Annotated in this window: 24 protein-coding genes; 10 read left to right on the top strand and 14 right to left on the bottom strand. The window is 61.7% G+C overall.

The genetic code is table 11. The annotated features are described in order from the left end of the window. Nucleotides 1-121 precede the first annotated feature (121 nt). The 8 genes from NKI66_RS12330 to NKI66_RS12295 all read right to left on the bottom strand — a co-directional run bounded on the left by NKI66_RS12330 (nt 122) and on the right by NKI66_RS12295 (nt 8,605). Complete coding sequence (locus tag NKI66_RS12330; RefSeq protein ID WP_023811595.1) at nt 122-1,201, bottom strand: glycosyltransferase; 1,080 nt, start codon at nt 1,199-1,201, stop codon at nt 122-124. 74 nt (nt 1,202-1,275) lie between these two features. Next, nucleotides 1,276-1,725 carry a hypothetical protein gene (locus NKI66_RS12325; RefSeq protein WP_023811594.1) on the bottom strand — a complete coding sequence of 150 codons (450 nt, stop codon included), beginning with the start codon at nt 1,723-1,725 and terminating at the stop codon, nt 1,276-1,278. 13 nt (nt 1,726-1,738) lie between these two features. Then, nucleotides 1,739-3,181: a GMC oxidoreductase gene (locus NKI66_RS12320; protein ID WP_023811593.1), complete on the bottom strand. Its 1,443-nt coding sequence runs from the start codon at nt 3,179-3,181 to the stop codon at nt 1,739-1,741. Nucleotides 3,182-3,273: 92 nt separating this feature from the next. Continuing rightward, complete coding sequence (locus tag NKI66_RS12315; RefSeq protein ID WP_023811592.1) at nt 3,274-4,605, bottom strand: UDP-glucose dehydrogenase family protein; 1,332 nt, start codon at nt 4,603-4,605, stop codon at nt 3,274-3,276. A gap of 67 nt (nt 4,606-4,672) precedes the next feature. Further along, entirely contained in the window at nt 4,673-5,530 is an 858-nt protein-coding gene (gene exoK / locus NKI66_RS12310; protein WP_127289886.1) for an endo-1,3-1,4-beta-glycanase ExoK, read from the bottom strand. Nucleotides 5,531-5,678: 148 nt separating this feature from the next. Then, the gene (locus NKI66_RS12305; RefSeq protein WP_023811590.1) at nt 5,679-6,074 is read right to left on the bottom strand and encodes a single stranded DNA-binding domain-containing protein; all 396 of its coding nucleotides are present in this window, start codon (nt 6,072-6,074) and stop codon (nt 5,679-5,681) included. Between the two features lie 282 nt (nt 6,075-6,356). Beyond that, nucleotides 6,357-7,379, bottom strand: a complete 1,023-nt coding sequence (locus NKI66_RS12300) for a glycosyltransferase family 2 protein (protein ID WP_023811589.1) — start codon at nt 7,377-7,379, stop codon at nt 6,357-6,359. A 95-nt stretch (nt 7,380-7,474) separates the two neighbouring features. After that, nucleotides 7,475-8,605 (bottom strand): nucleotidyltransferase family protein, encoded by a 1,131-nt coding sequence (locus NKI66_RS12295; RefSeq protein WP_023811588.1) that lies wholly within the window; start codon nt 8,603-8,605, stop codon nt 7,475-7,477. 512 nt (nt 8,606-9,117) lie between these two features. Between NKI66_RS12295 and NKI66_RS12290 the strand changes: the two genes are divergently transcribed. The 7 genes from NKI66_RS12290 (at nt 9,118) to NKI66_RS12260 (ending at nt 15,048) form a co-directional block, all read left to right on the top strand. Then, entirely contained in the window at nt 9,118-9,270 is a 153-nt protein-coding gene (locus tag NKI66_RS12290) for a lasso peptide (protein ID WP_013891488.1), read from the top strand. Between the two features lie 136 nt (nt 9,271-9,406). Then, entirely contained in the window at nt 9,407-9,721 is a 315-nt protein-coding gene (locus NKI66_RS12285; RefSeq protein WP_023811587.1) for a PqqD family protein, read from the top strand. Between the two features lie 199 nt (nt 9,722-9,920). After that, entirely contained in the window at nt 9,921-10,298 is a 378-nt protein-coding gene (locus NKI66_RS12280) for a lasso peptide biosynthesis B2 protein (protein ID WP_024501836.1), read from the top strand. Beyond that, nucleotides 10,295-12,217, top strand: a complete 1,923-nt coding sequence (locus NKI66_RS12275; protein ID WP_352612488.1) for a lasso peptide isopeptide bond-forming cyclase — start codon at nt 10,295-10,297, stop codon at nt 12,215-12,217. The genes NKI66_RS12280 and NKI66_RS12275 overlap by 4 nt, the downstream gene beginning before the upstream one ends. Next, complete coding sequence (locus NKI66_RS12270) at nt 12,214-12,660, top strand: hypothetical protein (RefSeq protein WP_352751741.1); 447 nt, start codon at nt 12,214-12,216, stop codon at nt 12,658-12,660. The genes NKI66_RS12275 and NKI66_RS12270 overlap by 4 nt, the downstream gene beginning before the upstream one ends. Further along, nucleotides 12,653-13,198 carry a phosphoenolpyruvate carboxykinase (ATP) gene (locus NKI66_RS12265; protein WP_352751740.1) on the top strand — a complete coding sequence of 182 codons (546 nt, stop codon included), beginning with the start codon at nt 12,653-12,655 and terminating at the stop codon, nt 13,196-13,198. Before NKI66_RS12270 ends, NKI66_RS12265 begins: the two co-directional genes overlap by 8 nt. A gap of 8 nt (nt 13,199-13,206) precedes the next feature. Then, nucleotides 13,207-15,048: an ABC transporter ATP-binding protein gene (locus NKI66_RS12260; protein ID WP_352751739.1), complete on the top strand. Its 1,842-nt coding sequence runs from the start codon at nt 13,207-13,209 to the stop codon at nt 15,046-15,048. 97 nt (nt 15,049-15,145) lie between these two features. Here the strand turns inward: NKI66_RS12260 and NKI66_RS12255 are convergent, their stop codons facing one another. Beyond that, entirely contained in the window at nt 15,146-15,421 is a 276-nt protein-coding gene (locus NKI66_RS12255; protein WP_023811582.1) for an exopolysaccharide production repressor protein, read from the bottom strand. A gap of 601 nt (nt 15,422-16,022) precedes the next feature. Between NKI66_RS12255 and NKI66_RS12250 the strand changes: the two genes are divergently transcribed. Beyond that, the gene (locus NKI66_RS12250) at nt 16,023-16,700 is read left to right on the top strand and encodes a sugar transferase (RefSeq protein ID WP_352751737.1); all 678 of its coding nucleotides are present in this window, start codon (nt 16,023-16,025) and stop codon (nt 16,698-16,700) included. 100 nt (nt 16,701-16,800) lie between these two features. Continuing rightward, a complete protein-coding gene (locus tag NKI66_RS12245; RefSeq protein ID WP_352751814.1) occupies nt 16,801-18,066 on the top strand; it encodes a polysaccharide biosynthesis/export family protein in 1,266 nt (421 codons plus the stop codon). A 355-nt stretch (nt 18,067-18,421) separates the two neighbouring features. Here NKI66_RS12245 and NKI66_RS12240 read toward each other — a convergent pair whose 3' ends face one another. From NKI66_RS12240 to NKI66_RS12220, 5 genes are all read right to left on the bottom strand, one after another. Next, a complete protein-coding gene (locus tag NKI66_RS12240) occupies nt 18,422-19,735 on the bottom strand; it encodes an O-antigen ligase family protein (RefSeq protein ID WP_352751735.1) in 1,314 nt (437 codons plus the stop codon). A gap of 201 nt (nt 19,736-19,936) precedes the next feature. Further along, a complete protein-coding gene (locus NKI66_RS12235; protein WP_352751733.1) occupies nt 19,937-20,764 on the bottom strand; it encodes an SDR family NAD(P)-dependent oxidoreductase in 828 nt (275 codons plus the stop codon). Between the two features lie 88 nt (nt 20,765-20,852). Continuing rightward, complete coding sequence (locus tag NKI66_RS12230) at nt 20,853-21,347, bottom strand: acetone carboxylase subunit gamma (protein ID WP_352673324.1); 495 nt, start codon at nt 21,345-21,347, stop codon at nt 20,853-20,855. Beyond that, nucleotides 21,344-23,548 carry a hydantoinase B/oxoprolinase family protein gene (locus NKI66_RS12225; protein ID WP_352751731.1) on the bottom strand — a complete coding sequence of 735 codons (2,205 nt, stop codon included), beginning with the start codon at nt 23,546-23,548 and terminating at the stop codon, nt 21,344-21,346. Before NKI66_RS12225 ends, NKI66_RS12230 begins: the two co-directional genes overlap by 4 nt. A gap of 13 nt (nt 23,549-23,561) precedes the next feature. Then, entirely contained in the window at nt 23,562-25,691 is a 2,130-nt protein-coding gene (locus tag NKI66_RS12220) for a hydantoinase/oxoprolinase family protein (protein ID WP_352751812.1), read from the bottom strand. Between the two features lie 141 nt (nt 25,692-25,832). Here NKI66_RS12220 and NKI66_RS12215 point away from each other — a divergent pair, with 141 nt between their 5' ends. Next, complete coding sequence (locus tag NKI66_RS12215) at nt 25,833-26,612, top strand: helix-turn-helix transcriptional regulator (protein ID WP_352751729.1); 780 nt, start codon at nt 25,833-25,835, stop codon at nt 26,610-26,612. The last annotated feature ends 114 nt before the right edge of the window (nt 26,613-26,726 follow it).

Genomic DNA, 26,726 nt, shown 5'->3' with positions numbered 1-26,726 from the left:
GGGCAATTCCAGGAAAAGTGTGAACGGTTTTCCCGGGAAAAGCGCATAGCGCTTTCCCTTGGGAATTGATCAAAACAAAGAGTTAGAGGAGTTCGCCGTTTCCGTGACACGGCGAACTCCTCTAGGCCGCCTGTCGCGCGCGTTGCTGCATCGCCCTGTCCAGTATCGAGAAGAAGGTGATGAACTGGCGATCGGGATCGAGTTCCGGGCGCCCGGCGAAGCTGCGGGCGAGGCTTGAAAGCCGGTCATATTCCTGGTTGTCGTTCCACAGCCGCCTGACGGCCGCGACCCAATCGGCCAGCGGAGCATCGTAATCCAGCACCACGCCACCGGAGCCGACAGCCTCGGGCAGACCGCCGCGCCGCGAGCCGACAACCGGGATTCCGCTGCAATGGGCCTCCGAAGCGACGCGGCCCCACGCCTCTTCCCACTTGCTGGGAGCAAGCAGGATCTTCGTGCGGCCATAGACCGTCTTCATGTCGCTGGTGCGGCTCTCCAGGACGACATTGCCCAAGGGAGCGATCGTCTGTTCGATCCGCGCCCGGTGATCGTCGTCGAGCTTCCAGCTTTCGACGAACAGGAATGGGATTTCGCGGCAGGCGCCGGCGATCCGCACCGCGAGTTCAAACCCCTTTTCCTCATAAGGGTTGATCAGCGTGACGAACTGGCCCGTCGTTGGCGTCGAGTAGTGCGCCGGGTTGATGGTGGGCGGGATTACCACCGCCTCGATGCCGAACTCCTGTCTGTAGGTACGTGCGGTGAAGTCCGAATTGGCGATGTAAAGCGCTGAATGCAATTCGCGCAGATCGCCGCCCAATTCATGGAACTCGACATTGCGGAGATAAACGACCAGAGGCACGCCCTCCGCCTGCAGCGCCTTGCCGATCGGAACCGATTTGTGACACTGGACCACGGCGACATCGGGTTTCAGCCTGTCGACGGCATAGCCCGCCGCTTCCCAGGGAAACCAGGCCCGCACCACCGGATAGCCGGGATAGCTGTCGACAACCGCCGGCTGCCGCAACAGCTTCATCTTGGCGCGCGCCTTGAAGCCGAAGACACCATCACCGAACAGGGCGGCGAGCACAGCGGCTTCATGACCGTGCTCGATCAGCTGTTCGGCCAGATGATGCGTGCTCGACTGAACGCCGCCGCTGAACTCAGGCGGGTAGCCGTTGCCGCCTGCAAAGAGAACTTTCATGATCGGGCTCCTTGTCGCATCTCGTATTCCTTGCTCGGAGACAACAGCAAAGTCCGCCGCCTCTCTTTTCGACGTCAGGCAAGTTTCGGCGGCTCCAGATTGGCGAAGGGATTGGTACAGGATTGCCAGCCGGTAAATCGGATCGGGTCGTTGGGCGAACTGCGCCAGGCGTAGTCCGTCAGCATATGGAATTCGGCGACGACCCAGCGGTCGAAATGCAGCAGATCTTCCCGCTTCCGCTGGGGCAGCAAGCGGCGCGCGGCCCCCAGTTTGAGCTCCTCCACCAAGGTGACGGCGTCACTCAGTTTTTCGCTCGGAAAGTTCCATGGATTCCTGTCGCGGAACGCCAGCACGAACTGCTGCAGATGCTCGATGCGGATGTTCAACTTGCCAAGGTATTTTTCCAGCGTGACGCGCACCAGATCCTCGTCCGAGAACGAGGAAACGGCGGCGTAGGCGACCCCTGTCGAAACCACTCCGCCAGCCATGACGGCCAGGGCCGAGCGTCGGGAAATCTCGATCATGCGATACCTCCTTTCACGCGATCCGGCTCGCCGCCCGCAAGGACAGCGCTGCCGCGGTCAGGCTCGGGTTGGCGCAGGAGCAGCTCGGATAGGTGCTGGTGCCGACGACGACCAGATTTCTGAGCTGGTGGTGGATCATGCCGCTGTCGATGACCGAATCGGCTGCGCCCGTACCCATCCTCAGCGTGCCCTGGACGTGCGATTCGGTCGGCCGGATGCCGCGATCGAAGAGCTTTTCGACCGGCAGCGGCGCCAGAAGGCCAGGCAATTTCTCCAGAGCGCGCGCCATGCCCTTCACCGCATAGTCCGATGGCGCCTTGAAGCTGACGAAGGCATTCTCATCCTCGTCAAGCGTGACGAAGTTCTCGGGATCGAGCAAGTCCTCGGTGACCACGACAAGCGGCAGCGCCTGGCGTAGCCGCCCTTTTTCGGCACGCAGTCCGTGCTGCCAGCGGTTCTCGAAATAGACCAGTGCCGCCGCATGCTCCGATCGGTGAGGACCATCATAGAGGCCGAAATTCAGGCCGGTGGTGATGGTGCTGCCGTCGAAATTGTCGACGCCGTCTAGATAGACCTCGAAATTCCAGCCGTAGGATTCATGCAGGCCGCTGCCGACGAATTCGCCGCCCAGGCCGGATCGCAGCATGATCGCCGCGCTCTGGATGGCATTGGCGCCGAGAATGAAGAGATCGCCGCTGACCTGGTATTCCTTGCCGTCATGGCTGAACGTGACCGAACGGACAGCGCCGCCGACGTGATCGAGCCGGCGCACTTCCGCACCGAGGCAGACCGAAACGTCGGGATGCTCGAAGACGTGCATCAAGCCGTTGTTGACGGTGAATTTGGCGTCGACCGGACACAGCCAGCAACGCAGATTGGCACAGCACGAGGTGCGTTGCGATGTCGGCAGCCGCGCCCGCGCGGTTGGCATGACGAAGTGCTGGCCGGGCTGCGCCGCCTTCATCATCCTGTCCGGTGTCGACATGCGATGCGGCGGTTGCGGAAACGGCTTCGAGCGGGGCAGCATCGCCGCCATGTCGGGATCGCCGGAGATCGACATGATGTCTTCCGCGTCGCAATAGAACGGCTCGACGTCGTCATAGCTGATCGGCCAGTCATTGCCGATGCCGTAGGTGCTTTTCAGCCGGAAATCATTGGGATGAAATCTTGGCGTCTGCGCGAACCAGCAGTTCGTCCCGCCACCCAGTCCGATCGTGTAGTTCCACGGCTTGTTGGAATTGGTCTTGTAGGTCGTCTCGTCTTCGATGTCGGTGTTGACGTTCTGCTCGAGCTGCCATTCATGGGTGTTGTGGCGTCCCCACTCCAGCACCAGAATGCGCGCCTTTCGGCGCTTGGCGAACTCATGCAGGAAGAAGGCCGAACCGAAGCCGGAGCCGATCGCAACGAGATCGAAATGGTCCTTGGTGATTTGCCCCGGCTTTACGTCCAGCACCATCGGCTACAACTCCACACAGAAATACGCGCTCAGTCCCAGCGCCCGCAGGCCATGTGCGGACCGGTCTTGCATCCGTCTGCCAGGACCTGGTCTCATGCCGCCATTCTGCCGATCGAGTGATATTCGATGCCGTGGCGGGCGATGACCTTGGGGTCATAGAGGTTGCGGCCGTCGAAGATGACCGGCGTAATCAGCGCATCCTTCACCGCATCGAAGGAGGGCGCACGGAAGCTCTTCCATTCCGTGGCGATCAGCAGCGCATCGGCGCCGCGCAGCGCCGCCTCCTTGGTGCCGCACAGAAGCAGGTCGTCGCGCAGTCCGTAGATGGCCTGGCATTCCTGCATCGCCTCGGGATCATAGGCCTGCACATTGGCGCCGGCCTTCCAGAGCGCTTCCATCAGGACGCGCGCCGGCGCCTCACGCATGTCGTCGGTGTTGGGCTTGAAGGCCAGGCCCCAGAGCGCAAAGGTCTTGCCTTTGAGGTTGCCCTTGAAATAGCGGTCCACCTTGTCGAAGAGAACCGATTTCTGTGCGTTGTTGCGCTCCTCGACGGCGCGCAGCAGCTTGGCGTCGAACTTGACGCCTTCGGCGGTCTTGATCAGCGCCCGCACGTCCTTGGGGAAGCACGAGCCGCCATAACCCAGACCCGGATAGATGAAATGGTAGCCGATGCGGGGATCGCTGCCGATGCCCTTGCGGACCTCCTCGATGTCGGCGCCGAGCTGTTCGGCCAAATTGGCCATCTCGTTCATGAAGCTGATCTTGGTCGCCAGCATGCAGTTGGCGGCATATTTGGTGAATTCGGCGCTGCGCACGTCCATCACGATCATCTTCTCGTGGTTGCGGTTGAACGGCGCGTAGAGTTCGCGCATCACAGCCTCGGTGTCCTCGCTGTCGGTGCCGACGATGATGCGGTCCGGCTTCATGCAGTCGGCGACCGCGGACCCCTCCTTGAGGAACTCGGGATTCGAAGCGACATCGAAAGCCAGGTCCTCGCGGCCTCTTTTCTTCAACGTGTCGGCGATCCTAGCTTTCACCCTTTCGCAGGTGCCGACCGGCACCGTAGACTTGCCGACGACGATCTTGGGTTTGTCCATTTCGCGGCCGATGGTCTCGGCGACGGCCAGCACATATTTGAGGTCGGCCGAGCCGTCCTCGCCCGGCGGCGTGCCGACCGCGATCATCTGGATCTCGCCATGCCTGACCGCGGCGGCGGCATCGGTGGTGAACTTGATGCGGCCGGCAGCATGGTTTTCCTTAACGAGGTTTTCCAAACCGGGTTCGAAAATGGGGACCAGGCCCTGGTTGAGCCGCTCGACCTTGGCGGCGTCGATGTCGACGCACACGACCTGGTGCCCGACTTCGGCAAGGACCGCAGCCTGCACGAGGCCGACATAGCCAATTCCAAACACCGTCAAATTCATTCGGTTTCATTCCCATGCAAGGCAGCGGACCGTTTTCGGTCCCGCCGGTTCAAATCGACTTTCCCAACTACTTTACACTGCATGCCAGCGATTCCGGAAATTGACAGGGTTCGCCGAGCGCCGTGAAGGCAACCCGCTCGATCTGCAGGGAAAGCTTGCGGCCCGGATCCGCGAACGCTCCCATCCAACCCTTCATCGTATCGCTGCCCCAAAAACTGAAGAATATCTTCTGTGCATGGCTGGGCAGCTTCGCCGGGTCGGTAATCGTGTTCACCAGCTGGCCGTTGACGTACCATCGCAAGCTGTCCTTCTGCCAGACGAAGGCGTAGTCGTTGAAGGCGTTCTCCGTGCCGCCCGGCACGTCGACGAGCTTCTCGTTCTTGCCCTTGCCCGCGATATAGGCATTGACCTGCACCTTGGAGGTGTCCTTGGTCAGGACCTCGAAGTCGATCTCGTCCCAGGGCTGCTTGTCGCTGGGACCGATATAGGTGAAGAACGCCGCGTTGAGGCCGGAGCCGGTATCGGTCTTCAGCCGTGCCTCATAGGTGCCGTAGCCGAAGCGCTGCTTGGTCTGGATCTCGCCGCAGACGTAGTCGCGATCCTTCAACGTCTGCTTTTCGAAGCCGAGCGACAGCACATTATTCGACAGTCCGACCATGCCTTTCGACCAGGTGCAATTCTGATGGCTGCCGTTGTTCCAGCCGTCGGAAACATACCAGCGCGCACGATCGAAGCTTTTGAAATCATCGACGAAGGACGGCGATGTCGGAATGTCCTGGGCGTAGGAAGGGGTTGCCACGAAAGCGCCAAGAGCAGCCAGCAGCAACGCACCGAGCGACCCCAGCCGCCGCCGGGCGGCTTGCCCGGCCCGATATGAGAGAGACGGTGCGTCAATTGCTGTCGTAGGTTTCGGATTCGAATTCATACCAAACTCACCTTTGCGCTGTGTGTCCCCAACCCAAAGTCGACGTTCGAACCGCTCCTGAACGGGCCAACCTTGACCTCCCTTGTGACCCTCTCGATTGCTTCCCGCCCTGCATCAAATCTGTTGCAACAGTTCCGAGCCTTCACGTTCAACCTCTGCCTGCGCCTGCCGGCCAGGCGAATTCCGCCGAGGTGGCCGAATCGGCATTCTCGTCGAAGACCATATCCAGCGAATGACGGAGCTCTTTCATCATGCCGTCCTGGCGCGACAGCGCCGCGATGCGGCGTTCGCAATTCAGGATCGACTGTGTCAGTGCGCTGACTTCCGAAGACCGCTTGTCGGAAGCTGAGCCGTTTTCCATGGCTTCGACCAGGAAGGCGGCGTTGGTCGACGTTGTCCGGTAGCGATTCTCAAGCCCGGTTCTCTCGGCCTCGATCTCGGCCGCAATCTGCTCGAACAGCTTTGCCAGACGATCAAGACGTGAAACATCGGCCTGCCGGTCGCGGGCCGGATCCCTTGATCTGAAACCGAATATCGAGGCCATGGACTCAGGTTCCTGTCATCGCCGGCTTGTGGGCCGGGCTTCTGGCCGATCCCCGCAGCCGGGGCTCAAAAACTCGTGTTGCGTTGTCCTGCTCCGGAGAGACATCAGACCAATCCGATCGGGGGCCAGTTCGGCTGGTCGTCCACTATGCTGCACCGCAACATAGACTGCCATCGTCGGAGCCGCGAGGCAACCACCCAATTCGTAAACTCATAAATCCGGCCGAAATGGTTTCCGTGATGACGTGCCGCGAGGACAAATTGCAAGCACCGGGGCCCGCTCTCAGCGTTCCTTGCCCATGCTGGTTCCGGCCATCAGAAAACGCCGCGGCGGGACATGTTTTTGGCTGGACATAAGGCCGACGCGACGAAACAGCGCCTCGAGCTTGTCGGAAGCCACGCCCTGGACGATGGGGACGAGGTTGGACAGGCTGGCGAAAGCGTAAGCCGCAGCCGATGCCAGCCCCCGCTCAGCCTTGACGTCAAGGAAATTGCGCAGCCGATATTTGTCGCGCACGTGCCGTTCATGCCGCCTTAGCACCGCCTTCGAGCCTTCTGGCAGACTGTCTATCGCCAGCAGCGCCAGATCCGCATCGGCCAAACGCTTCAGGTCCTGGGTCTTGTGGCGGCCGCTCAGAGAATCGGCGCGGACGACGGCGCCGTAGCCGCAGGAGCGAATGACCTTGAACCGTGCCCCGCATGCGACCGCGCGGGCGTAGAGTTCATAGTCCTCGCCCAGCCGCAGGCTCTCGTCGTAGCTCAACCCGTGGCGGTCGAGGAAGGCACGGCTGATCACCGGCTTCAAAAAGCCCAGTTCGCCCCTCTGCACGCGGCGCCTGGAGATGTTGCCTTCGACGAAGCGCTCGAAATCGAGGAATTCCGGATCGGCGGCAAATTGCGGCGCGACGATTTTCGTCGCGTCGCCCGTCGCATCATCCCTGATCAGCATGATGTTGTCGGCTGCGAAATCCCAATCGGCGCCGGCAAACAGGTTGCGAAACCGGCCTTCGAGGAAGAAATCGTCGGCATCAAGAATGCTGATGAACGGCGATTTCGAGCCGGCGATGGCTGCGTTGCGGGCAAAGGAGGGGCCGCGATTGACATCGAGGCGCATCACGGAGAGCCGCCCGCTGCCATCATCGGCGGATCGTGCGACATCGGCGGTGTGGTCGGTGGAGGCATCATCGACAACGACGACCTCCGCCACTTCCGGTTCGCGCAACGCGGATGCGATGGCGACGGCGATTGTCGCTGCGGCGTTTTTTGCCGCGATGATCACGCAGACCTCGGATTTCGTCATCGACATGGATTTGCCTCTCGTACAGGTAATATCGATTTGCCCTCGCCCCGTACTCCTTCGATGCCCTACAGAATTGCCATCAGCACCCAATTTGCCTTCATTCAGCGCCTCCCCGGCCGCTCGAAGATGCGGCGGCTGATATCGGCGGACGCCGCCCAGCCGGCTTCGGCCAGATAGCGGACCGGCGCGCGGCCGCACAGTTCCCACAGCACCGTTCGCCGCTGTGGCCACCGCAGCGACGGCAGCCACGGCGCGATGACCATGCTGAGCAGATCCTCATTGCCGATGCGCGACAGGATCCTGGTCGCGCGCTGCGACAGCAGCGTGCCAGCACCGCCGAGTAGCACATCGGCGGCGCGCAGGCCAAGCAGCAGCGTGTCGTCCAAACCTTGCACGGTTGCGGCATCGAGCAAACGCTGCTGATCCGCCTCGTCGAGTCGGCCGGCGCTGGCGCTGATATCACAGACGTAGCCCGCGCAAGGTTCCCGGTTGAAAAGTGCCTTGGCAACGCTGATGCAGGACAAAAGCAAAGTATCGGCAACCGAGGTGAACGGCACCGTCGCACCGGCGATTTCGACCTGTCGTTTGCGCCGCAGGAACCCGTCCGCGTCGCGCGGGCTTGGCGAGCCGGGCTGCTGGAGGCGGTAGTGGAGATCTACCGTGGACGACCTCGGCCCGTCGTCCCGGGTCATGTGCTGTTCGCCGAGGAAGCGGACCCACCAGACGGAGTTCGACTTGCCTGATACCTCATAACCGATCTTGCGAAGGGCATCACGCGCCCTGACAAATCCGAGCGGCGAAACCAAAATGTCGACATCGCCGGACGGCTTCATGAAGTGGTCGTCGTAGAGAAGCTGCTGCTGGAACGGACCCTTCAGAAAAACAAAATCGATCTCGCTGGCGCGCAGCACATCATGGACCGCCATGGAATCCATGATGCAGGACGCGTTCATCGAAACCGTTCTCCTGCGGTAGGTGTCGAGCCATCGGAAAAGCTCAGGCGGCCTCTCAAGCGCGGGTGCGCGCGAAAGGGCCTTGAGGACAAAGGTGGCGACCTTGTTCAGCCTGGCGATGTCGGCAATTTTGGCACCGTCCAGATCACGCATCGAAATGTCGCCCGCGCCGGCGTGCGGCCCGGCAAAATAGAATCGCAGGCAGGCCTGCACGTAGGCCACCTCGTCGGCACAGCCGGCGGCGCGCAATCGTTCGTATGAGCCGTCAGGCAATGCCATTTAGCGCACAATCTCCAAAGAAAGCGGTTTGCGCGAACACTTATGCTGCATGTGCGAAGCAAACATCACCAAAAACCTCGGTGCCGTAAAGCCTTTCCTTTTGCAGTGCGAATTTTTGCAACCGAGCGCCTATCGAGATCGCGTCGGAAAGAAGTGAGAACCGCGGCTGAAATATCCTTGTCAGGTCTTTTGCCGATCCCCGGCCGAATTTTCCAAACAGAAAATTCTTTCCATTAGCGACGCCTAAAAATAGGCACAAAGCAAACGACTTATGCAAGCAAAATCACATGCTTAAAGAATCAGCGCGGGCGCTGCCATCGTGCCCAAGGAATCGGCTAAAAAGTGACAAGTTTTAGGCATGGCCGCTCATGTCCTGACGCCAGCAACGTAATTGATTAACGGAAGGTAAAACAGTCTTGACTCATAAATGCTGCCGTGCAGCTATTGCATTGCAGCATAAAAGTGCTGACGGCACTCGACAGGCCGTTTCCAGTCCTAAATCGGAGAGTAAAATGGAACAGAATGTTGAAAAGCATGAATACGAGACACCAAGCCTGACGGTTCATGGTTCGATTGAGACCATCACCCAGGGTGGCGGCGGCAACACGGCGATCGACGCATCGTTCCCCGCGCACACGCCGATCGGCGACCTGACGTTCTCCTGAGACTTATAGCCGTTTCCAGAGTGACATTTCGGGACTCTGGATTCAAAAGCAGACGTAAGAAGGTCGGGGGGCCAGCCTCCCGACTTCTCCTGCGCCAACCGGAGATGTCGAAGCGTTTTGTCAGTGAGGTGCGGGGATGAACTGGAAGCAATCCGACCATGATCTGGCCGACCACGATAGCGTGAGTGCGACCAAGGATGCCGTGGCTTGCGAGTTCGGCGATGGCTTGGCTCTGCTCAATCTCAAATCCAATGTCTACTACAGCCTGAATGGCGTCGGCGCCTTCATCTGGGATTTGATCCAGGAGCCCCGGTCGCTCGGGGACATCCGCAGCGCCGTTCTTGCGCGCTATAATGTCGACCCGGTGCGCTGCCAGGCCGATGTCGACGCATTGCTGAAGGGCCTGGCCGAAAATGGGCTTGCGAGACGGCATCATGAGGCACTTGTCTAAGCCGACCCAGCACAAGGCGCTGGTTTGGCAGGCCATAGTTTCGCGGGCCCTGGTTTCGCGGGCCCTGGTTTCGCGGGCCCTGGTTTCGCGGGCAACGGCTTTACGGCAGGAACCCGCGAGGGAAACAGGCCTCAAGCAGTCGAAGCGCGGCGGAAGCCGGCACGGGCTGGTCAGGATTTTCTCCCTGAGCGGCTCGGAAATGATCTTCCTTGGCCATTGCCTGCTGGTGGTGGCGACAGTTCGGCTGGGGCTGACCCTGCTGTCCTACAATCGTGTACGCAGCCTGGTGACGCGGCTCGACGCGCGGCAGTGCGCCTCGATGGGCGAACTGCGGCGTGTCGCCTGGGGTGTTGCCGCCGCGGCCCGTTTCGTCCCTTACGCTACGTGCCTGACCCAAGCGCTCTCCGGCCAGTATATTCTCGCCCGCCAAGGCAATGAATCGACGATACGCATCGGCATCGAACGTGGTACGGGCGAGCAGTTGAAAGCACATGCCTGGCTGGTCAGCGACAACCATATCGTGCTTGGCGGATCGATCGATGGCTTCGCCCATCTCGTCGACCACGGCAGCCGATGAGCGGCGTCGCCGGAATCCTGCTGCGCGGAGCACACGCACCGGCGGTCGCGGCGGCAGACATTCAGCAAATGCTGGCGCGCATGCGCCATCGCGGTCCCGACGGCGGTTCATGGTGGCTGGACACCAGCATCGCCCTTGGCCACGCCTGGCTCAACACATCGGATGAGGTCGGTCCAGGCCCTTTGACGATGGCTGGCGGCCGGCTCGCCATCACCGCCGATTGCCGGCTGGACAACCGTGACGAGTTGCTGGCCAGGCTCGGTATCCGCGACCAGTCGGTGGCCGACGCGATCGTGCTGATGCGGGCCTATCTACGCTGGGGCGAAGCTTGTCCGGAGCATCTGCAAGGCGATTTCGCGTTCGCCATCTGGGATGACGAGCGGCAATCGCTGTTTTGCGCGCGCGATCATTTTGGCGTCAAGCCGTTCTACTACCACGCGGCGGACCAGCGTTTTGCCTTTGCGTCCGAGATCGGGCCGATCCTGGAGGTCGAAGGTATCCGCGCACGTGTCAGCGAGCGCCAGATCTCCGGCTTCCTGGCCGGGCTTCCCGACGACCCGCAGTCGACCCCCTACAGCGATATATTCAGCCTGCCGGCCCGCCACAGCGTAACCGTCACCGCGCAACAGGTGGTGCTGCGCCGATACTGGCAGATCGAGCCGTCGGCGCGGCCCTTGCGGTCGGATGCATCGGAGGAATTCGCCCATCTGTTCTCGCAATCGGTGCGCAACCGCATGCGAGGGACCTCGGCAGTCGGCGCAATGCTGAGCGGCGGCCTCGATTCCTCATCTATCGCCTGTGTCGCCGGCCTGCAGAATGCCGCTGCGCGCAGGCCGAAGCTGCCGACCTTCTCGCTGATTTTCGAGAGGGGCTCGCCGATGGACGAGCGGCCCTTCATCGATGCCGTTCTCGACCAGCAGAAGGTCGACGCGACGCTGATCCCGGTCGGCAACTATGCCCCATTCGCCGAATTCGAACGCGTGCTGGAAGAACAGGAAGGAACGTTCCTGGCGCCGGGCCTGACGCTCACCCGCGGTATCTACCGGACTGCCGGCGCCAAGGGCATCAAGGTGCTGCTGGACGGCCATGGCGGCGACGAGGTCGTTTCCCAAGGCCATGGTCACCTGCACGAGCTTGCGAATGGCGGCCGATGGATGGATCTGTGGCGCGAGGTCCGCAGCGCCTCCAATACCTATGGCGACAGCACGCTTGGCCTTTATCTCCAGTTCCTGACCCTCTACGGGCCGGCCTGGCGCATCGCCAAGCTGAGGCATCTGGCCAACCGTGCCCTGAACAGGATCCGCAAGCCCGCGCACGTGCAGCGCGCACGAAGCTGGCGCGACCTGATCAATCCGGACCTTGCCAAGCGCACCGAGCTTGTCGACCGGTTTCACCGGGCCGGCTATATGCCGCCCGGCGTTCAGGCCAGCGACGCCTTGAGCCATCGCTGGATCCTGTCGAACGGCTATGTCCCGCATGCTTTCGAGGTTCTCGACAAGGCCGCCGCCAATTTCGGCGTCGAGCCGCGATACCCATTCTGGGATAAGCCGCTGGTCGAGTTCTGCCTGGCGTTGCCGGGCGAGGAGAAGCTGAGCCACGGCTTTGGTCGCTATGTGCTGCGTCGCGCCATGCAAGGCGTATTGCCGGAGGCGGTGCAGTGGCGGCGCGACAAGATCGACTTCACCGCCAATCTCGTCAACGGCATGCTGCGCAACCATCGCGACCTCCTGGAACAGCTGCTGGTCTCGGATGCGAACCGCATCGCGCCTTATGTCAATCTGCCGCAAGTGAGTGCTGCCTATGCGCGACTGCTGCGCCAGCCCGATCAGGCAGCCCCCCTGGATGTCCAGTATGTCTGGCGCTCGGCCTCGCTGTCGCTCTGGCTGCGGCAACTCCAGCACGGCGGGAGCCCCACGTGATGCCGCGCAACGAGCCGCTCGCTCTATACAATGATGATGCCTTTTCACATGGCCGGGCCATGCGAGAACGCCGCTTCTACCGCGCCTATGGTCTGACCATCGCGTCGGAGGTGATGTTGCCCGAACTGCAGCCGGCGCCGCCGGGGGCGGCGGATCTCGTGATCGCTGTCGGCGCGATCGACCTGCCAAAGCCGGCGCCCGAAGCCGCGACCGATTTTCGCTTCGAGCCGGACCGGCAATATCTGGCTTGGCATGCTGTCGGTGCGTTCCTGATCAGCGATGACTGCCGCATCGACATAGAACCGGCACCCGGCGTCGACGATGCGCTGCTCGCGTTTCCGCTGCTCGGTCCGGTCATGGCGCTGCTCTTGCACCGGCGGCCTGCTTGTCCTGCATGCCAGTGCCATCGCCGCAGCCGGCACGAGCGCCATCTTCATGGGTGACAAGGGAGCCGGCAAGTCGACGACGGCAAGCGCGATGATCCGGGCCGGGCATCGACTGCTTACCGATGACGTGGTGGCGCTGGACCTTGCCAATCCGAGTGAGCCAATGACCGTTCCGGGCTTTCCGCAGATCAAGCTGGCGGCCGACGCCGCTGCGGCGATCTCGCTCGGGGGAGCGGAAGTGCGGCCGCAAGTGCATCCGGCGATCGACAAAATGCAGCATCGCCTGAACGGTGACTTTTCGGGCGACAAGGTGCCGGCGACCAGGATCTATATCCTCAAGCGCGGCGAAAGGGCTGACATCACGCCCTTGCCCGCCATTGCCGCCCTGCCGGCCATCATCAAATTCTCCTATGTGACGCGCTTCGGCCGTGCGGCGCTGCCCGACGACTTCGCGGCGGCGCATCTTCAGCAATGTTCATGGATTGCTAACCATATCGGCGTGTACCGGCTGGAAATCCCGACGGGCCTGGACAGGATCGGCGAAGCCGTGGAGGTGATCGAAAAGGATCTGTCGGCTGGCAGCCGGCGGCCGTGAGCGCAACCATGTCGAAGCCAATCCTTCGCCTGTCGCTGTTTCGAGAAATTGCCGCATTCGGCGCCGCCATTGCCCGGATCGGCGGCCGGCGAACATGGACGGCGCTGTTCTTCCTCATCCTCGGCAGCCTGACCGAGGGCATCTCCATCCTGCTGCTCATCCCGCTGCTGCATCTGGTCGGACGCGCCGACCAGGATTTCGCTGTTCGGCTGCCCAACAATGATTTCGTGCGCTGGCTGGTGCCTGACGGCACGCTGCAGCTGACGACCGTGCTTTGCGCGCTGGTCGGGCTTGTTGCAGCGCAGGCGGCGTTCAATCGCTTCAAGTCGGTCTACATGGCCAAATTGCTGTTCGATTTCGTCAACCGCGTTCGCATGAACCTGTTCGAAAGCATCGGCAAGGCGCGCTGGGGCGTTTTTACCCGCATGCGCAGTTCCGATCTCGATCATGCCCTGACCGGCGACATCGACCGCGTCCAGGGCGCGGCGTTCTCACTGCTGATGCTGGTGCAGATCGCCGTTCTTCTGGCTGGCTATCTCCTGGTTTCCATGTTCATCTCGCCGGTCATGACGCTGTTTGCCGTCGTCGTCGGCATGCTGATGTTCGTGGCGCTGCGGCCCTTCCGGGCACGGGCCACTGCCTTCGGCCGTGTGCTGACCGCCAATCGCCAGGATCAGTACCGGACGGTCTCGGAATTTCTCGGCGGCATCAAGGTGGCCAAGAGCCTGAATGTCGAGGACAGCTATTTCGCGCAGCTTCGGTCGACGCTTGAGAGGATGAAGGCCGACAACATCGACTATGTGCGCAACAGCACCATCGGCACCGCGGTATTCCAGGTGGCGAGCGTGGTGGGCCTGAGCCTGTTCATCTATGTGGCTTTGGTCCGCTTCAACCTGTCGCTGGCCGAGATCGTCGTCCTGCTCCTGGTCTTCATGCGCATCGCGCCGCGCTTCATGGACATGCAGACGCAAGCCCAGCAAGTGCTGATCAACCTGCCCGCCTTTACGGCAATGCGCAGCCTGCAGGCACGTTTCGACGCCGAACGCGAACCGGGCCATACCGAGTTCGCCGACGCCGGGACACTTTCCCTCAATACGGGATTGAATATTCGCGGTGTCTCCTTCGCCTACGGAGATGCTGGCGCCAAGATGGTGGTGAGCGGCATCACCTTCGGCCTGCCGGCCGGCAAGGTCACCGCCCTGATCGGCCCGTCCGGATCGGGCAAGAGCACGATCGCCGATATGCTGCTTGGCCTGCTGGAGCCTACCACCGGCAAGATGCTCGTCGACGGCGTCGAGATCGATGCCAGCAATCGCCGTCGCTGGCGCGACCAGGTGGCCTATGTGCCGCAGGACGTGTTCCTCCTGCACGACACGATCGCGGCGAACCTGCGCCTTGCCGCGCCACGGGCCAGCGATGGCGACCTGTGGGCCGCGCTGCATCAGGCGCACGCCGGCGAGTTTGTCGAACGACTCGACCTCAGGCTCGAGACGGTGGTCGGCGATCGCGGCGTGCGGCTCTCGGGCGGCGAACGCCAGCGCATCGCGCTCGCACGCGCGCTGCTGCGCAAGCCGTCGCTGCTCATCCTGGACGAGGCGACCAGCGCGCTCGACTGGCAGAACCAGTCGCTGATCGCCAGGTCGATCGACGGATTGCGCGGCACGATGACGATCCTGACCATCGCGCACCGGCCGTCGATGATCGCCTTCGCCGACTGGGTGGTGGCGATGGAAAACGGCCGTATCGTCGAGGTCGGCCAATATCGGCGGCTGAAGGAAAAAACCGGCAGCCGGTTGTCGAGGATGCTGTCGGGGGAACAGTCAGAGAGCGAACCCGCCGATGTCGCGTGAGCCGGCGACCAAGACGCGCCGAAACGGATTCACGCGGCGCCTAGTCTCTTGTTTCGAAGCATGCCTCCAAACCGGGGGCAGGTTTGAGCAATCTGCATCAATGCAGGCCGCGCCTGGCACCGCCCAGTTTCTCGCTTTCGGCGACCTCTGGTGCGTTCAGTTTGCGCTCGGCGTCACGGGCTATGTCGGCAGGCGTCGGCGCGCTCCTGGCGATCATGGTGTAGATGAGCACGAAATAGCCGGCCTGAATGATCACGGCGCAGATGATGACGCGCACCAATATCGTGCCTATCGACGCACCGCCCAGCCAGGACCAGCCGACGACGATCGCCAGAGCGAAAATCATCCCGAGGATGAATTTTGGAAGTGCCATGCCCAACAGCCCATAAACCGGCTCGGGTATTTATCACGATTGCCCCACCCGAGCGCCGTCCCTTGTCATGTGGGCTTGTTAAGGTCGCCCACTCTCGACCGGTTGCTTCCGGCCTTTTCCACCTGTCGTCACCGTGACAGGTATAATTTGCAATTCTATTAAGGCGAGCAATAGGCGGCAAGGGCAACTTCGGATATTTTTGATCGAGCTTTTGCGATCGACTCTGCCATGCTGCAATGCACGCGACGGGAGCTAAGCCGATCTGCTCTCCTCGGCATTTTCAGTAAGATAGACAATATTAAGTAGTATTTTATACGGTTTTCACCATGCATTAGGGCAGGATAAAGCACTAGTTTGCAGCTTGCCTTGACAGATCGGTAGGTCTGCCTAAAAACGGCCCCACAAAGGCCCCTATTTTTTCGGCCGTGCCCATTTATTGTCACAAATGTGCTAAATACGCCGAAATTTGTGCATGACAAGCTTATTATTTAGTCAATTCATGACGTGACTATTTCAATGGGGTGGTAAATTGTGTGTTGCGCTGCAACATTTTTTTGGTATCGTGCGCTGAACCATTCGTTCAACGCATGGAGTTTACGGCATGAGGGACGTTGCCAAGTCGGCCACGGCGAGCTTTTCGCAGGCTGACATCGATTTTCCGCCACCGATCGGCGGCTTGCTCAAACGCAGCTTCGATATCGCCGGTTCACTGATTGGATTGATCGCACTCAGCCCGCTGTTTGTCATGATAGCGCTGCTGGTCAAGTTTTCCGACGGCGGCTCGATTTTCTACGGTCATAGGCGAATTGGACGCGGCGGGCGGATTTTTCCTTGCCTGAAGTTCCGCACCATGGTTCCGGACGGCGACAGGGTATTGGCAACCTATCTCGCCACCAACCCGGACGCCAACGCGGAATGGATCGCCACCCGCAAGCTGAAGAACGATCCGCGCGTTACCCGTATCGGAGCAGTGCTGAGGAAACTCAGCCTCGACGAGCTGCCGCAGATCATCAACATCCTGCAGGGCGACATGAGCCTTGTCGGCCCTCGTCCGGTCGTGCGCGACGAGCTGGAGATCTATGGCACGTCCGCCGTCTATTACCTGAAATCCCGCCCGGGCCTGACTGGCCTGTGGCAAGTCAGCGGCCGCAACGATGTGTCCTATGACAGCCGCGTCGCCTTCGATCGCCACTATGTCGAGAACTGGTCGCTGTTCGAGGACGTTCGCATCATCATCAAGACCGTCCCGGCCGTCTGGATGTCGCGCGGTTCTTACTGACCGGCCGGTGGCCAATGCCAGACATTGGCATCGGCCATTCGACGCAAGCTCATCGGGCGATGGGGCTATAGCGGATCGGAACGTTGAGTTGAAAACAGATTTGTTCGAAGCCTTTCGCAGCGGCCCGGATTCCGGCCGGCTGCGGCGGGCGCGTTTGCTGGCCACATGCCTTGCCATGGCGCTCGTCGTCCCGCACATCGCCGCCGCCGGCGACTATCGCCTCGGCTCGCAAGACAAGCTCACCATCCGCGTCGCCGAATGGCAGACAGTCGAAGGCACATTTCGTGACTGGTCGGCGGTGAATGGCGAGTACACGGTCGGTCCATCCGGTACGCTGTCGGTGCCGTTCGCCGGCGAGTTGCCGGCATCCGGCAAGACCACGTCCGAAGTCGCAGCAGCGATCGGCGAGGCTCTGCAGAAAAAGCTCGCTTTGTCGGACAGACCGGAAGCCTCGGTCGAGATGGCGCAGTTCAGGCCATTCTACATTTCGGGCGAAGTCCAGAACCCAGGCCAATTTCCTTATGTCCCGGACCTGACGGTGTTGAAGGCAATCAGCGTCGCCGGCGGCATCAGGCGCAACGCCGACTACGGCCCCCAGCTCGGCAAGGACCTGGTCACCGCCAAGGGCATGTTCGACATCTCCGACGACCAGCGCATTCGACTGATCGTCAGGCGCGCCCGCATCGATGCGGACATGGCCGGCAAGGCGAGTTTCGACGTGCCTAAGGAAGTCGAGGGCGATCCAAGGCTGCCAGCCATCGTCGCGGACGAGATGACGATCCTGACGGCCGACCAAAAGGCGCTGAAGCTGAAACTCGAGGCGCTCGACGATCTGAAAGGTGTCTTGGAGTCCGAGATCGAATCGCTGCAGAAGAAGATCGTCAATCAGCAGCAGCAGGTCGACCTGGCGCAGCAGCAACTCGCCAGCATCGGTCCGCTGGCGCAAAAGGGCCTGATCGCCAATGCCCGTCTGCTGGATTCGCGCCAGTCCGTGGCCGACCTGCAGGGCAAGATCCTGGACTACGAAACCGCCATCCTCACGGCCAAGCAGGCGATCAGCAAGGCGAAGCAGGATGCTATCGATGCCCAGAACACCTTGAGTTCAAGTCTCGCCACTGACCGGCAGCAGACCGAAGCCGACCTGAACGAGGCCGCGTTGAAGGTGAACATGCAGAAAGGCCTGATAGCCCAGGCCAGCGATCCCGCGATGGCGGCCGCTATAACAAACGATCAGCAACCTACCCTGCTCTATTCACTGGTGCGCAATCTCGATGGCAAGACCACCGAGATAGCCGCCAAGGAAGAAACCCCGGTGCTGCCTGGCGATGTGATCAAGGTCAAGCTGGCGCCGCTGGCCAGCCAGTAGACTTGCTAAGCGCTGAGCGGTTCATCATTTACAGAAATGCAGAACCGCTTCATACGCTCGTCGCCTTCTGTGAGCGGATGGTCCGCGGATATTCCCATTTGCACGTTCTGAGATTGGTTTTCGCGGCGCCGTAACTGGAAGTGCCGGCCGGACGCGCTGGCGCTTCTGGAGCACGGCTTTTGGACAGTAACAGCTGCGCGCCGGACGTCCTGGTCGCTCGGAGCACGCGAGTCTGACAATCCAGCGTTTCAGTCTATTTCGCGGAGGCATGGATTTCCCGCCTCGCGCCCGGCCTGCTTGAGCCTTCGATCAAGGGAATTTGTATTGACGCGACTTCAGGTCCCGAGACGATAGCTCACGCCTGATCGGCGACCGCCGGACGGCCGGCATGCCGAGGCCAGTCAGCCTCGCCACCGGCCGCGTCAGCCGGCTCGGGACGCGGCGACCGCCGCCTGCGGGTAACGGGCAGCCGCGCCAGCTTGAAGAAGCTGAAATACATCAGGAAAGAACCCATGATGTAGGGGTTGAGAATCTCGACCTCGACGAAGGAGCGGATCAGCAGCAGCACCATCACGCCGAAAAGGATCACCGAGTCCGCCTGCCATGCCTTGAAGATCACCGCCGAGACGTGGCCGTAGAGCGTGCGCAGCATGATCAGCGACACCAGCGTCGCTCCGACGAAGCCGAGTTCGACGAGGGCCTCGATGTAGGTGTTGTGGAAGTGAAAGCCGGTGCGGGTGGTGATGTAGAATTCGTTCCACAGCCGCTCGGCTTCAGCGAAGCCCTGCACCCAATAGGCGGCATAGCCGACGCCGAGAATCGGCGATTTCTGCACCGTGTTCCAGCCTTGCTCCCAAAGATAGGTTCGCCCGGTGAGCGTCGAATCCTTGCCGAAGAGGCCGAGGACGAAGTCCATCAGCCCGAGATTCAAGGCGACGAAGGCCGTCACGACCAGCAGGCCGGCGCCGATCAGGAAGATGACCCGGCGATAGCGGCGTGACAGAAGTTTGCTCATCGCAAGAAGCGCCACCAGCGCCAGAACCGCGGGTATCGAGGCCATCGAGGTGGCGGAATGCGAGGCGACCAGTACATAGGCCGACAGCAGCACGACGGGCACCGCCGGTATGAAGCTCAGCCGGCCGCGTCTGTAGAATGCAAGGAAGACAACGCAGAAATAGATGCCAAGCGAGCCGACAAAGCCGATCTGATTCTTGGAGGCGAAGGCGCCGACGAAGTTCACGGTGCCGTCGAGGACATCCTCGGAATAATTCCCGACCTTCACAGAATAGAGAAGGACGACGAATATCCCGACCAGCGCCCCTATGGTCAACGTGCGCACGCTGACGGTGCGCGCAGCTATGTAGGCGCAGGCAATATGGGAAAAATACTGGACCGACGTCCTTGCGGTGACGCCGGGAGCCTGCGACCAGAAAACTGAGAAGCAGACATAGGCCGCAAACAGCAGCGGCAGCCAGGCGCTGGACAGATGTCGCAGAAACCGCCGGTAGTCGACCAGGATGAGCGGAAGCCAGACCGCATAATAGGCCAGGATCAAGATTTGGCCGAAGATGACCGAATAGGAAAATGCCCAGATCGAGACGACTACAGCAAAGGCGCCATAGACCGAATTCTTCTCGGGATCGATCAGCAGGGACTTTGGAATCTTCATCTCAGAGTCTCGCCGACACGACCCAGGGCCGGCAAGCCATGAGCCGGCCGGAATCTTCGCAAATATGGGCGTGCAATAAACGGCGTCTCCATTGTGCAGTGCAATATAACCTATTGCGCCCGGCGCTCAATGGCAAATCCGGTCACCTTGTCTTACAGCGAGGCATCTGCGGAGAGATCGGCTGGTTGCGCGTCCGAGACGCTACCAAAGCGCTCCGCCGGTGATCTGGATGTTCTCCATGGTGATGCCCTTGGCGAGATCCGAGCACAGGAATACCGCCAGAGCCGCAATCTCCTGCGGCTGCAGCATGCGCTGCTGCGGGTTGCCTTTGGCGATCTCGGCCATCGCTTCCTCAGCGGTGCGCCCCTTGCCTTCGCGCTCGACGACCTGCGCCACATTGCGGCGCATCAGTTCGGTCTCGACCCAGGTCGGGCTGATCATGACACAGGTGACGCCATGCTCTGCCCCTTCCAGCGCCACGCAGCGTGTGAGGCCGAGAAGGCCGGCCTTGGACGCGCAGTAGGCTGGGTTGTCCTTCCAGCCGACCGAGGCGGCGGTTGAGCCGATATTGACGATGCGGCCCCAGCCGCGCTCAATCATGCCCGGCAGCACGGCGCGGGTGGCACGGAAGGCGCCGGTCAGGTTGGTGTCGACGATCTTGTCCCACAGCGCGTCGGAATGGCCGCAGACCGGCTGCTCGGCGGTGGTGCCGGCAGCGTTGACCAGAATGTCGGCCGGCCCGATGGCCGCTTCGGCTTCCGCAACAAAACGGTTGGTGACGTCGCTGTCGCGGACGTCGAGATGGGCGGCGTGGACCCTGGTGCCGTGGGCGGCGAGAGCCGTACGCACCCGCTCGATCTCGTCCGCGCCTGGATAGTAGGCGGCATCGGACCTGTCAGAGCTGGCCGGCGCGATGTAGGAGCCGACGGCGACATTGGCGCCGGCTTCAGCCAAAGCCGTGGCAATGGCAAAGCCCATGCCCGAGAACCCACCGGTAACGATGGCGCTACGGCCGGAAAGGTTTGTCATGGCGCACGGTCTCCACTTCGTTCCGGGCAGGCAATCAGGCCTGACCGGATTTGGCAATCACACCGGCGCAGCCTCCATCGCCAGCGTTTCATGTTTGCTGGAGCGGTTTGCCTAACCATTCGCGATAGAAGCCTTCGAGGTCGGGCTCGAAATCGTGGACGATGGGATAGCCAGGTGCCGCCGCCTCCACCTCGTGCAGCGTGCCGCACTCAGGACAGATGAATTCGCGGATTTCCATCCACTCGGGATCGGGGAGATCGCTGTTCGGATAGATTTCGCGCAAAGCCTCCTCGGTGTTGCGGACGTTGATCGCAGCCTTCAGCTTCCAGTTCTTGCGATAGTCGCCGAAGGAGTGGCCGCATTCGCAGCGGGTTATCCGCTCATCGCCGCTCTGGCAGATGAACAGATGGTCCGAGACCGGCAGCAGGATCGGGTCCTTCCAGGCAACGCGATCCTGATAGACGGCAACCATCTTGAAGAAACGGTCATCGTCCTTGTAGGCACTCATGATCCGCCTTGTCTGTGGCCAGGGCAGCTTGCCTGCGGCCAGATCGCCCAGGACTTCCTTGCTGTACGAGGTCATGGTTTTGCTCCCGGCATGAAGATCGATCTGGCATCGACGTTCCAGAACTCGCTGAATTCGCTGGTGAAGCGCGGCGACAGCTTGATCGCGCTGGCGTACATTTTCTTCACCTCGGGGGCGAAATCGGCCTTTTTGACGCGGCCGCGCTCCTTGGCGATCCAATCCGCCACCGGTACTGCTTTCGCCAGACGCTGCTTGCGCATGGCGGCGCGGCGCTCGACCGTGGCGTCGATATCGGCGATGGGATAACCGTCCTCATCGTCCTTCAGCACGATGCCGAACACCTGGTCCGCCGCTTGCCGGGTGAGAAAGCCGTTCTCGACATCCCAGGCCGTCTTGATCGGATCGCGCTCCAGAACGTCGCCGTAACCGCCGCCGCCATTGTAGGAATGGCTGAAGATGTCGCCGGACTTGTGCGGCGAGGTGATGTAGGGGCCCTCGACCACGACATGGTCGCCACCGATGTTCCGCTCGTAGTCGGAGACATGCGGATCGATGCCGGGCGCATGCGCCAGCGGTTCGCCTTTTGCGGCGAGTTCGTGAATGTCTGAGTTGCGCACCGCGCGATGCTTCTGGCAGGTCGGCGCCGGATAGCCGCCGCACATGCCGGCGTTGTCGAACACACGCGAGGAGTGCTCGGAGGTGTGGAGCCGCAGATGCGAGGTCTTGTTGATCAGCCAGGTCGAGACGAAGGAACAGCCGCCGCGATATTTGCCGGCACCGCCGGAATTCGGCACGATCGAGCGGCCGATGTAGACCATCGGCATCGACTGTTCCCAGACCTCGATGTTGCCCATGTCGGATTCCGGGTTCCAGCCGACATAGGCGGTGTCGAGACCATCCTTGATGGCGAGCGCGCCGGAGCCGGCGGCGGCGCACTCGAAATGCGCCATGCCGAACGGCGTGCCGTACTGGCTTTCACCGCCCATCTCGATCATCGGGCTGTTGACCTGGCCGACGAAGGCCTCCTCGACATAGCCGCGTGCCACGAAGCTGCGCGACAACAGCCGCTGGAAGACGCCATAGGCTGGCAGCAGCAGCGCCCACGAGGTGGCGGTCGCCACCATCTCGTTGTCGGGGTTGGTCCAGGTGCCGTGCGGCAGTTTCAGTTCGGTTGCCATCCAGGCGCCGTCATTGACCAGCCCTTCGAAATTCATGTGCTGGGTCAGCGTCACGAACATGCCGCCATCCATGCCGGCCGGCGTGCAGTTCATCGAATGGTAGCCCCAGGGCTGGGTGCCCTCGAAGTCCATGGTGATCTTGCCGTCGGTGGTGATCTCCATCTCGATCGGGATGTTGTAGAGCCAGTCGGGGTCGCCGAGCAGCTGGAAGCCGGGCTTTCCCGCCGTGACGTGGCCGTAAAAAGTGTGGCCGCGATAGATGCCGGGCACGGTAAGCTGGCGGGTGCGGGCGAGCTGGGCGCGGCGGCCTTCCTCGATGAACTCCTTCGATACCTTCATCCAGTAGTCGAGGCCGATCTCCGAGATCAGCTGCTTGACGCTTTCGCGCATATCTATGCAGGAGGCGACCTTGGCCTTTTCGTCCAGAACCCAGTAGATCGGCATGCGCAGATTGCGCTCGCAACGGATGACGTAGTCGCGGCGGATCTCGTCATTCTCGCCGATCTTCTCGGCGCAGACGAACAGGCCTTCGGTGAAGCGCTCCTGCGCGAGACACACGTCGCCGCCCGGCGTGATGCCGCCGGCTTCCAGCTCATGGCAGACGGCGCCTGCCCAGCCGACCAATGTGCCTTCATGGAAGATCGGCACCACGTCCATCACGTCGGGCACCTGCACGGTGCCGATGAAGGCATCGTTGTTGGCGAAGATGTCGCCTTCGCGGATGCGTGGGTTCTCCTCATAGTTGTTCTTGATCATCCATTTGATGAAGCGGCTCATCGTGTGGACATGCACCATAATGCCGTTGGAGAGCGCGATGGCGTCGCCCTCGGGTGTGTAGATGGCGACCACCATCTCGCCGACCTCGCGCACGCCGGGCGAGGCCGAGATGCGGCGCGCCATTTCGCGCGCCGAGACGCAATAGGCGCGCAGCTTGGTGTGCAGCGTCTCGAATTTCAGCGGATCCTGGTTGCGCAGCGTGAGTTCCGTGATGCCGTCATAGCAGCCGGTCTCTTCCATCAACCGCTCGGAATCGAGCAGCCTTTCGCGAAGGCGCAGGGCCGAGGCAGGTTTGTCCAACATGGCGATCGCCCTCTCAAGCGTGGGTGTAGTGCAGCAGCGTCCATTCATCGACATGGACGCGGTCCTGCGGATGAACGACGAGCGTGGTGGCGGGATGTTCGATGATGGCCGGGCCGATGACTTCATGGCCGGGCTGCAAAAGGTCCATCTCGTAGAGATTGGCCTTGTGCCAGCGCCCACCGATATACGCCTCGCGCACACCCTTGTGGGCGGAAGCAGGATTGGAAGCGCCGAGGGGTCGCTTGAGCAGCACCGGCTTGACCTTGTCAGCGGTGGCGATCAGCCCGAGTTCGGTGATGGTGAAGCCGGCTTCGCCATAGCGCGACACGCGATGGTTGACCTTGGCATAGACCGCCTCGAACTCGTCGAGAACCCTGCGCATGTCGTCGGCCGAATCGACCTTGGCAAGCGGCGCCATGACCTCGACGTCCTCGAGCTGGCCGGTGTAGCGCATCATCAGGAACGGCACGGTCCTGATCTTCTCCCTGGCATGGCCGTCGGCGATCATCTCGTCGACCGCGGCCCTGGTCAGGTCGTCCCAGACAGTGGTGACCTTGGCGCCGAAGGCGGCCAGCGTAGCCTCGTCGGGACGTGACGTGATGTCGTGCTGCGTCGAGACGGAATGACGGCGCATGAAATCGGCCGTGGTGCAGCCGAAGGCGGAGAAGGCGGCCGCGAACTGGAAGGTGATGATGTCCTTGAAGCCGATGCCCCTGGAGCAGCCGGCCAGATGCAGAGGACCGGAGCCGCCATAGGACAGCAGCGTGAACTCCGAAGGATGAATGCCTTGGCCCGAGATGACGCGGCGCAGCGCGTTGTTGGCGTCGGATTCCAGCATGTCGATCATGCCTTCCGCGGCTTCCTCCAGTCCGACGCGCAATATGTCGGAGCATTTCTCCTGGAAGGCACGGCGCGCCTTTTCGACCTGCAGCACGACCTTGCCGCCGAGGAAGTAGTGCGAGTTGAGGCGACCGAGAATGGCGTCGCAATCGGCGATGGTCGGTTCGGTGCCGCCGCGATCGAAGCAGATCGGACCGGGATCCGAGCCAGCGCTTTCCGGCCCAAGCGAGACCTTCTTGGTCAGCGGATCGACCTTGAGGATCATGCCGGCGCCGGCGCCGATGGTGTCGAGATGCAGCGTCGGCACGTTGAGCTTGAAACGGTCCATCAGCGGCTCGTTCTCGATCCGCGTCTGGCCGCGCGTGATGACGCCCATGTCGAAGGAGGTACCGCCCATATCCGAGCAGATCAGCGAGTCGTTGCCGATCAGCTTGCCCACATAGGCAGCGCCCAGAATGCCGCCGATCGGGCCGGAGATCATGGTTTCATGCAGGCGCGGATGGTTGATCGAGGTCAGGCCGCCGAAGGAGAGCAGCGTCTGCACGCCATATTTGAAGCCGTATTTCTTCGAGACATCCTCGATGCCTTTGAGCTGCTTGCGGCCACGCGAGGTGGCGTAGGCTTCGATCAGCACCGAATTCAGCCGCGACTGTTCGCGAATGACCGGGCGAACCTCATGGCTGGTGTAGACGATGATGTCGGCGCCGGCCTTGTCGACCTCCGCGCGGCAGATCTCGGCGATGCGCTTCTCGTGCACCGGATTGACGTGCGAGAAGATGGTCATGATGCAGATCGCCTCGACCTTGTCGGCGATCAGTTTTTTCGCGGCGGCGGAGACCTCGTGTTCGTAGAGCGGCAGCACGATGTCGCCGAACTGGTCGATTCGCTCGGTGACGCCATGCGTGCGGCGGCGCGGCACCAGCGGATCGGGATGGTGATGGGTGACCGCATGCAGCCGGTCGGCGTAGGAATAGTCGGCCCAGGCCTGCAGTCCTCGGCCCATCAGGATCATGTCTTCCAGGCCCTTGGTGGTGATCAGGCCGAGCCTGCGGCCGGTGCGCGACAACAGTGTGTTGAGCATGCCGGTGCCGGAATAGAGCACGACGTTGACGCCGGAAAACAGTGATTCGAGCGAGATGCCCCAAGCATCCGCCGCATCCTCGGCAGACGCGAGAAAACCTTCGGCTTCGTTCTTCGGCGTGGTCGCCGACTTGCCGATCTTGAAGTGGCCGTCCTGATCGACAAGGATCGTGTCAGTCATGGTGCCGCCGGCGTCGATACCGATGACGATTGGATTGCCAATGATTGGACTGGTCAGGTTTGGCTGGGTCACGGTCGCCTCGGATCTGGTCTAGGTTGACGCAAGGCTAGATTCGATGGGCGGCCTCGCGCCATATGCCTAAAGACACAATGACGGCTGGGCTGACATCGCCGAGAAAAGGGCATGCGCATGGGCAATATTTGGGCGCCGCTCGCCAAGGCGATCGCCGCCACCGGCACAGACAGGCATGTCGACTGCCTGATCGACCTGATCGGCGCGGATATCGAGCACGATCTCGTCACGGTGACGCGTTATTCGGCGACCCAAACACCCGAATTCATCAAGCACCGGCGTTTTTCGGATGAGATGGTCCGGCGCTATCTCGACAATTACTACGTGTTCGACCCGTTCTATGCCTCATGGCGGCGCGAGCGAAGGCTGGGCATCATGCCGCTGAAGCGGCTCGCCGACGACGAGGCCAAGCGTGGCCAGTACATTGCCGGCTTTCTGGCGCAGTCGGAGATTTGCGACGAGGTCGGCATCATGCTGGCCGACGGCGGCGACTGGTGCCTCGGCATCTTTCTCGACCGCTCGACCTCCACATTCAAGGATGGCGAGATCGCCCTGCTGGATGAGCGGCTGGCGGTGTTCGAGGCGTTGCACGCGCTCGACATCAAGGCGCGCGGAACCGACTTCTCCCGCACATCGGCGCCGACAGGCCCCGGCGCCTCACCCCGGCAGGAGCCGACCATCCCGGCCAGCCTGTGGCCGGAGCTGTCGCTGCGCGAACGGGAGCTGGTCCAACTGATCCTCGCCGGCCACCCGACTGCGAACATCGCCGAGCGCCTCGGCATCACAGTCGGCACCGTCAAGAACCACCGCCGGCGCATCTACGAAAAGCTCGACATCACCACCGAGCGGGAACTGTTTTTGCAGTTCTTTCAGCATCGGGCGGAGCGATAGCCGGCTGGCTCCTCAGGCATCCGCCGCGTGATCGCCTGATTGCATCAGGCGAGGCATAGCGCTCGCCGCAACTTGGCATCCCCGTTTGAGGCTGGAATGGGCTGACAATTGGCT

The sequence above is a fragment of the Mesorhizobium sp. M0518 genome (assembly GCF_040321125.1).
GTDB lineage: Bacteria > Pseudomonadota > Alphaproteobacteria > Rhizobiales > Rhizobiaceae > Mesorhizobium.
Note: the sequence above shows the minus strand (reverse complement) of the source record. Positions and strands in the feature narration are given on the sequence as shown.

Excerpts from the sequence above, each read along its gene's own strand:
- NKI66_RS12280 (WP_024501836.1), top strand. The coding sequence starts at position 9,921 with ATGATCTTCCTTGGCCATTGCCTGCTGGTGGTGGCGACAGTTCGGCTG.
- NKI66_RS12295 (WP_023811588.1), bottom strand. The coding sequence starts at position 8,605 with ATGGCATTGCCTGACGGCTCATACGAACGATTGCGCGCCGCCGGCTGT.
- NKI66_RS12330 (WP_023811595.1), bottom strand. The coding sequence starts at position 1,201 with ATGAAAGTTCTCTTTGCAGGCGGCAACGGCTACCCGCCTGAGTTCAGC.
- NKI66_RS12285 (WP_023811587.1), top strand. The coding sequence starts at position 9,407 with ATGAACTGGAAGCAATCCGACCATGATCTGGCCGACCACGATAGCGTG.
- NKI66_RS12225 (WP_352751731.1), bottom strand. The coding sequence starts at position 23,548 with ATGTTGGACAAACCTGCCTCGGCCCTGCGCCTTCGCGAAAGGCTGCTC.
- NKI66_RS12250 (WP_352751737.1), top strand. The coding sequence starts at position 16,023 with ATGAGGGACGTTGCCAAGTCGGCCACGGCGAGCTTTTCGCAGGCTGAC.
- NKI66_RS12260 (WP_352751739.1), top strand. The coding sequence starts at position 13,207 with ATGTCGAAGCCAATCCTTCGCCTGTCGCTGTTTCGAGAAATTGCCGCA.
- NKI66_RS12305 (WP_023811590.1), bottom strand. The coding sequence starts at position 6,074 with ATGGCCTCGATATTCGGTTTCAGATCAAGGGATCCGGCCCGCGACCGG.
- exoK (WP_127289886.1), bottom strand. The coding sequence starts at position 5,530 with ATGAATTCGAATCCGAAACCTACGACAGCAATTGACGCACCGTCTCTC.
- NKI66_RS12230 (WP_352673324.1), bottom strand. The coding sequence starts at position 21,347 with ATGACCTCGTACAGCAAGGAAGTCCTGGGCGATCTGGCCGCAGGCAAG.
- NKI66_RS12300 (WP_023811589.1), bottom strand. The coding sequence starts at position 7,379 with ATGTCGATGACGAAATCCGAGGTCTGCGTGATCATCGCGGCAAAAAAC.
- NKI66_RS12315 (WP_023811592.1), bottom strand. The coding sequence starts at position 4,605 with ATGAATTTGACGGTGTTTGGAATTGGCTATGTCGGCCTCGTGCAGGCT.
- NKI66_RS12275 (WP_352612488.1), top strand. The coding sequence starts at position 10,295 with ATGAGCGGCGTCGCCGGAATCCTGCTGCGCGGAGCACACGCACCGGCG.
- NKI66_RS12215 (WP_352751729.1), top strand. The coding sequence starts at position 25,833 with ATGCGCATGGGCAATATTTGGGCGCCGCTCGCCAAGGCGATCGCCGCC.
- NKI66_RS12235 (WP_352751733.1), bottom strand. The coding sequence starts at position 20,764 with ATGACAAACCTTTCCGGCCGTAGCGCCATCGTTACCGGTGGGTTCTCG.
- NKI66_RS12290 (WP_013891488.1), top strand. The coding sequence starts at position 9,118 with ATGGAACAGAATGTTGAAAAGCATGAATACGAGACACCAAGCCTGACG.
- NKI66_RS12265 (WP_352751740.1), top strand. The coding sequence starts at position 12,653 with ATGGGTGACAAGGGAGCCGGCAAGTCGACGACGGCAAGCGCGATGATC.
- NKI66_RS12255 (WP_023811582.1), bottom strand. The coding sequence starts at position 15,421 with ATGGCACTTCCAAAATTCATCCTCGGGATGATTTTCGCTCTGGCGATC.
- NKI66_RS12320 (WP_023811593.1), bottom strand. The coding sequence starts at position 3,181 with ATGGTGCTGGACGTAAAGCCGGGGCAAATCACCAAGGACCATTTCGAT.
- NKI66_RS12325 (WP_023811594.1), bottom strand. The coding sequence starts at position 1,725 with ATGATCGAGATTTCCCGACGCTCGGCCCTGGCCGTCATGGCTGGCGGA.
- NKI66_RS12240 (WP_352751735.1), bottom strand. The coding sequence starts at position 19,735 with ATGAAGATTCCAAAGTCCCTGCTGATCGATCCCGAGAAGAATTCGGTC.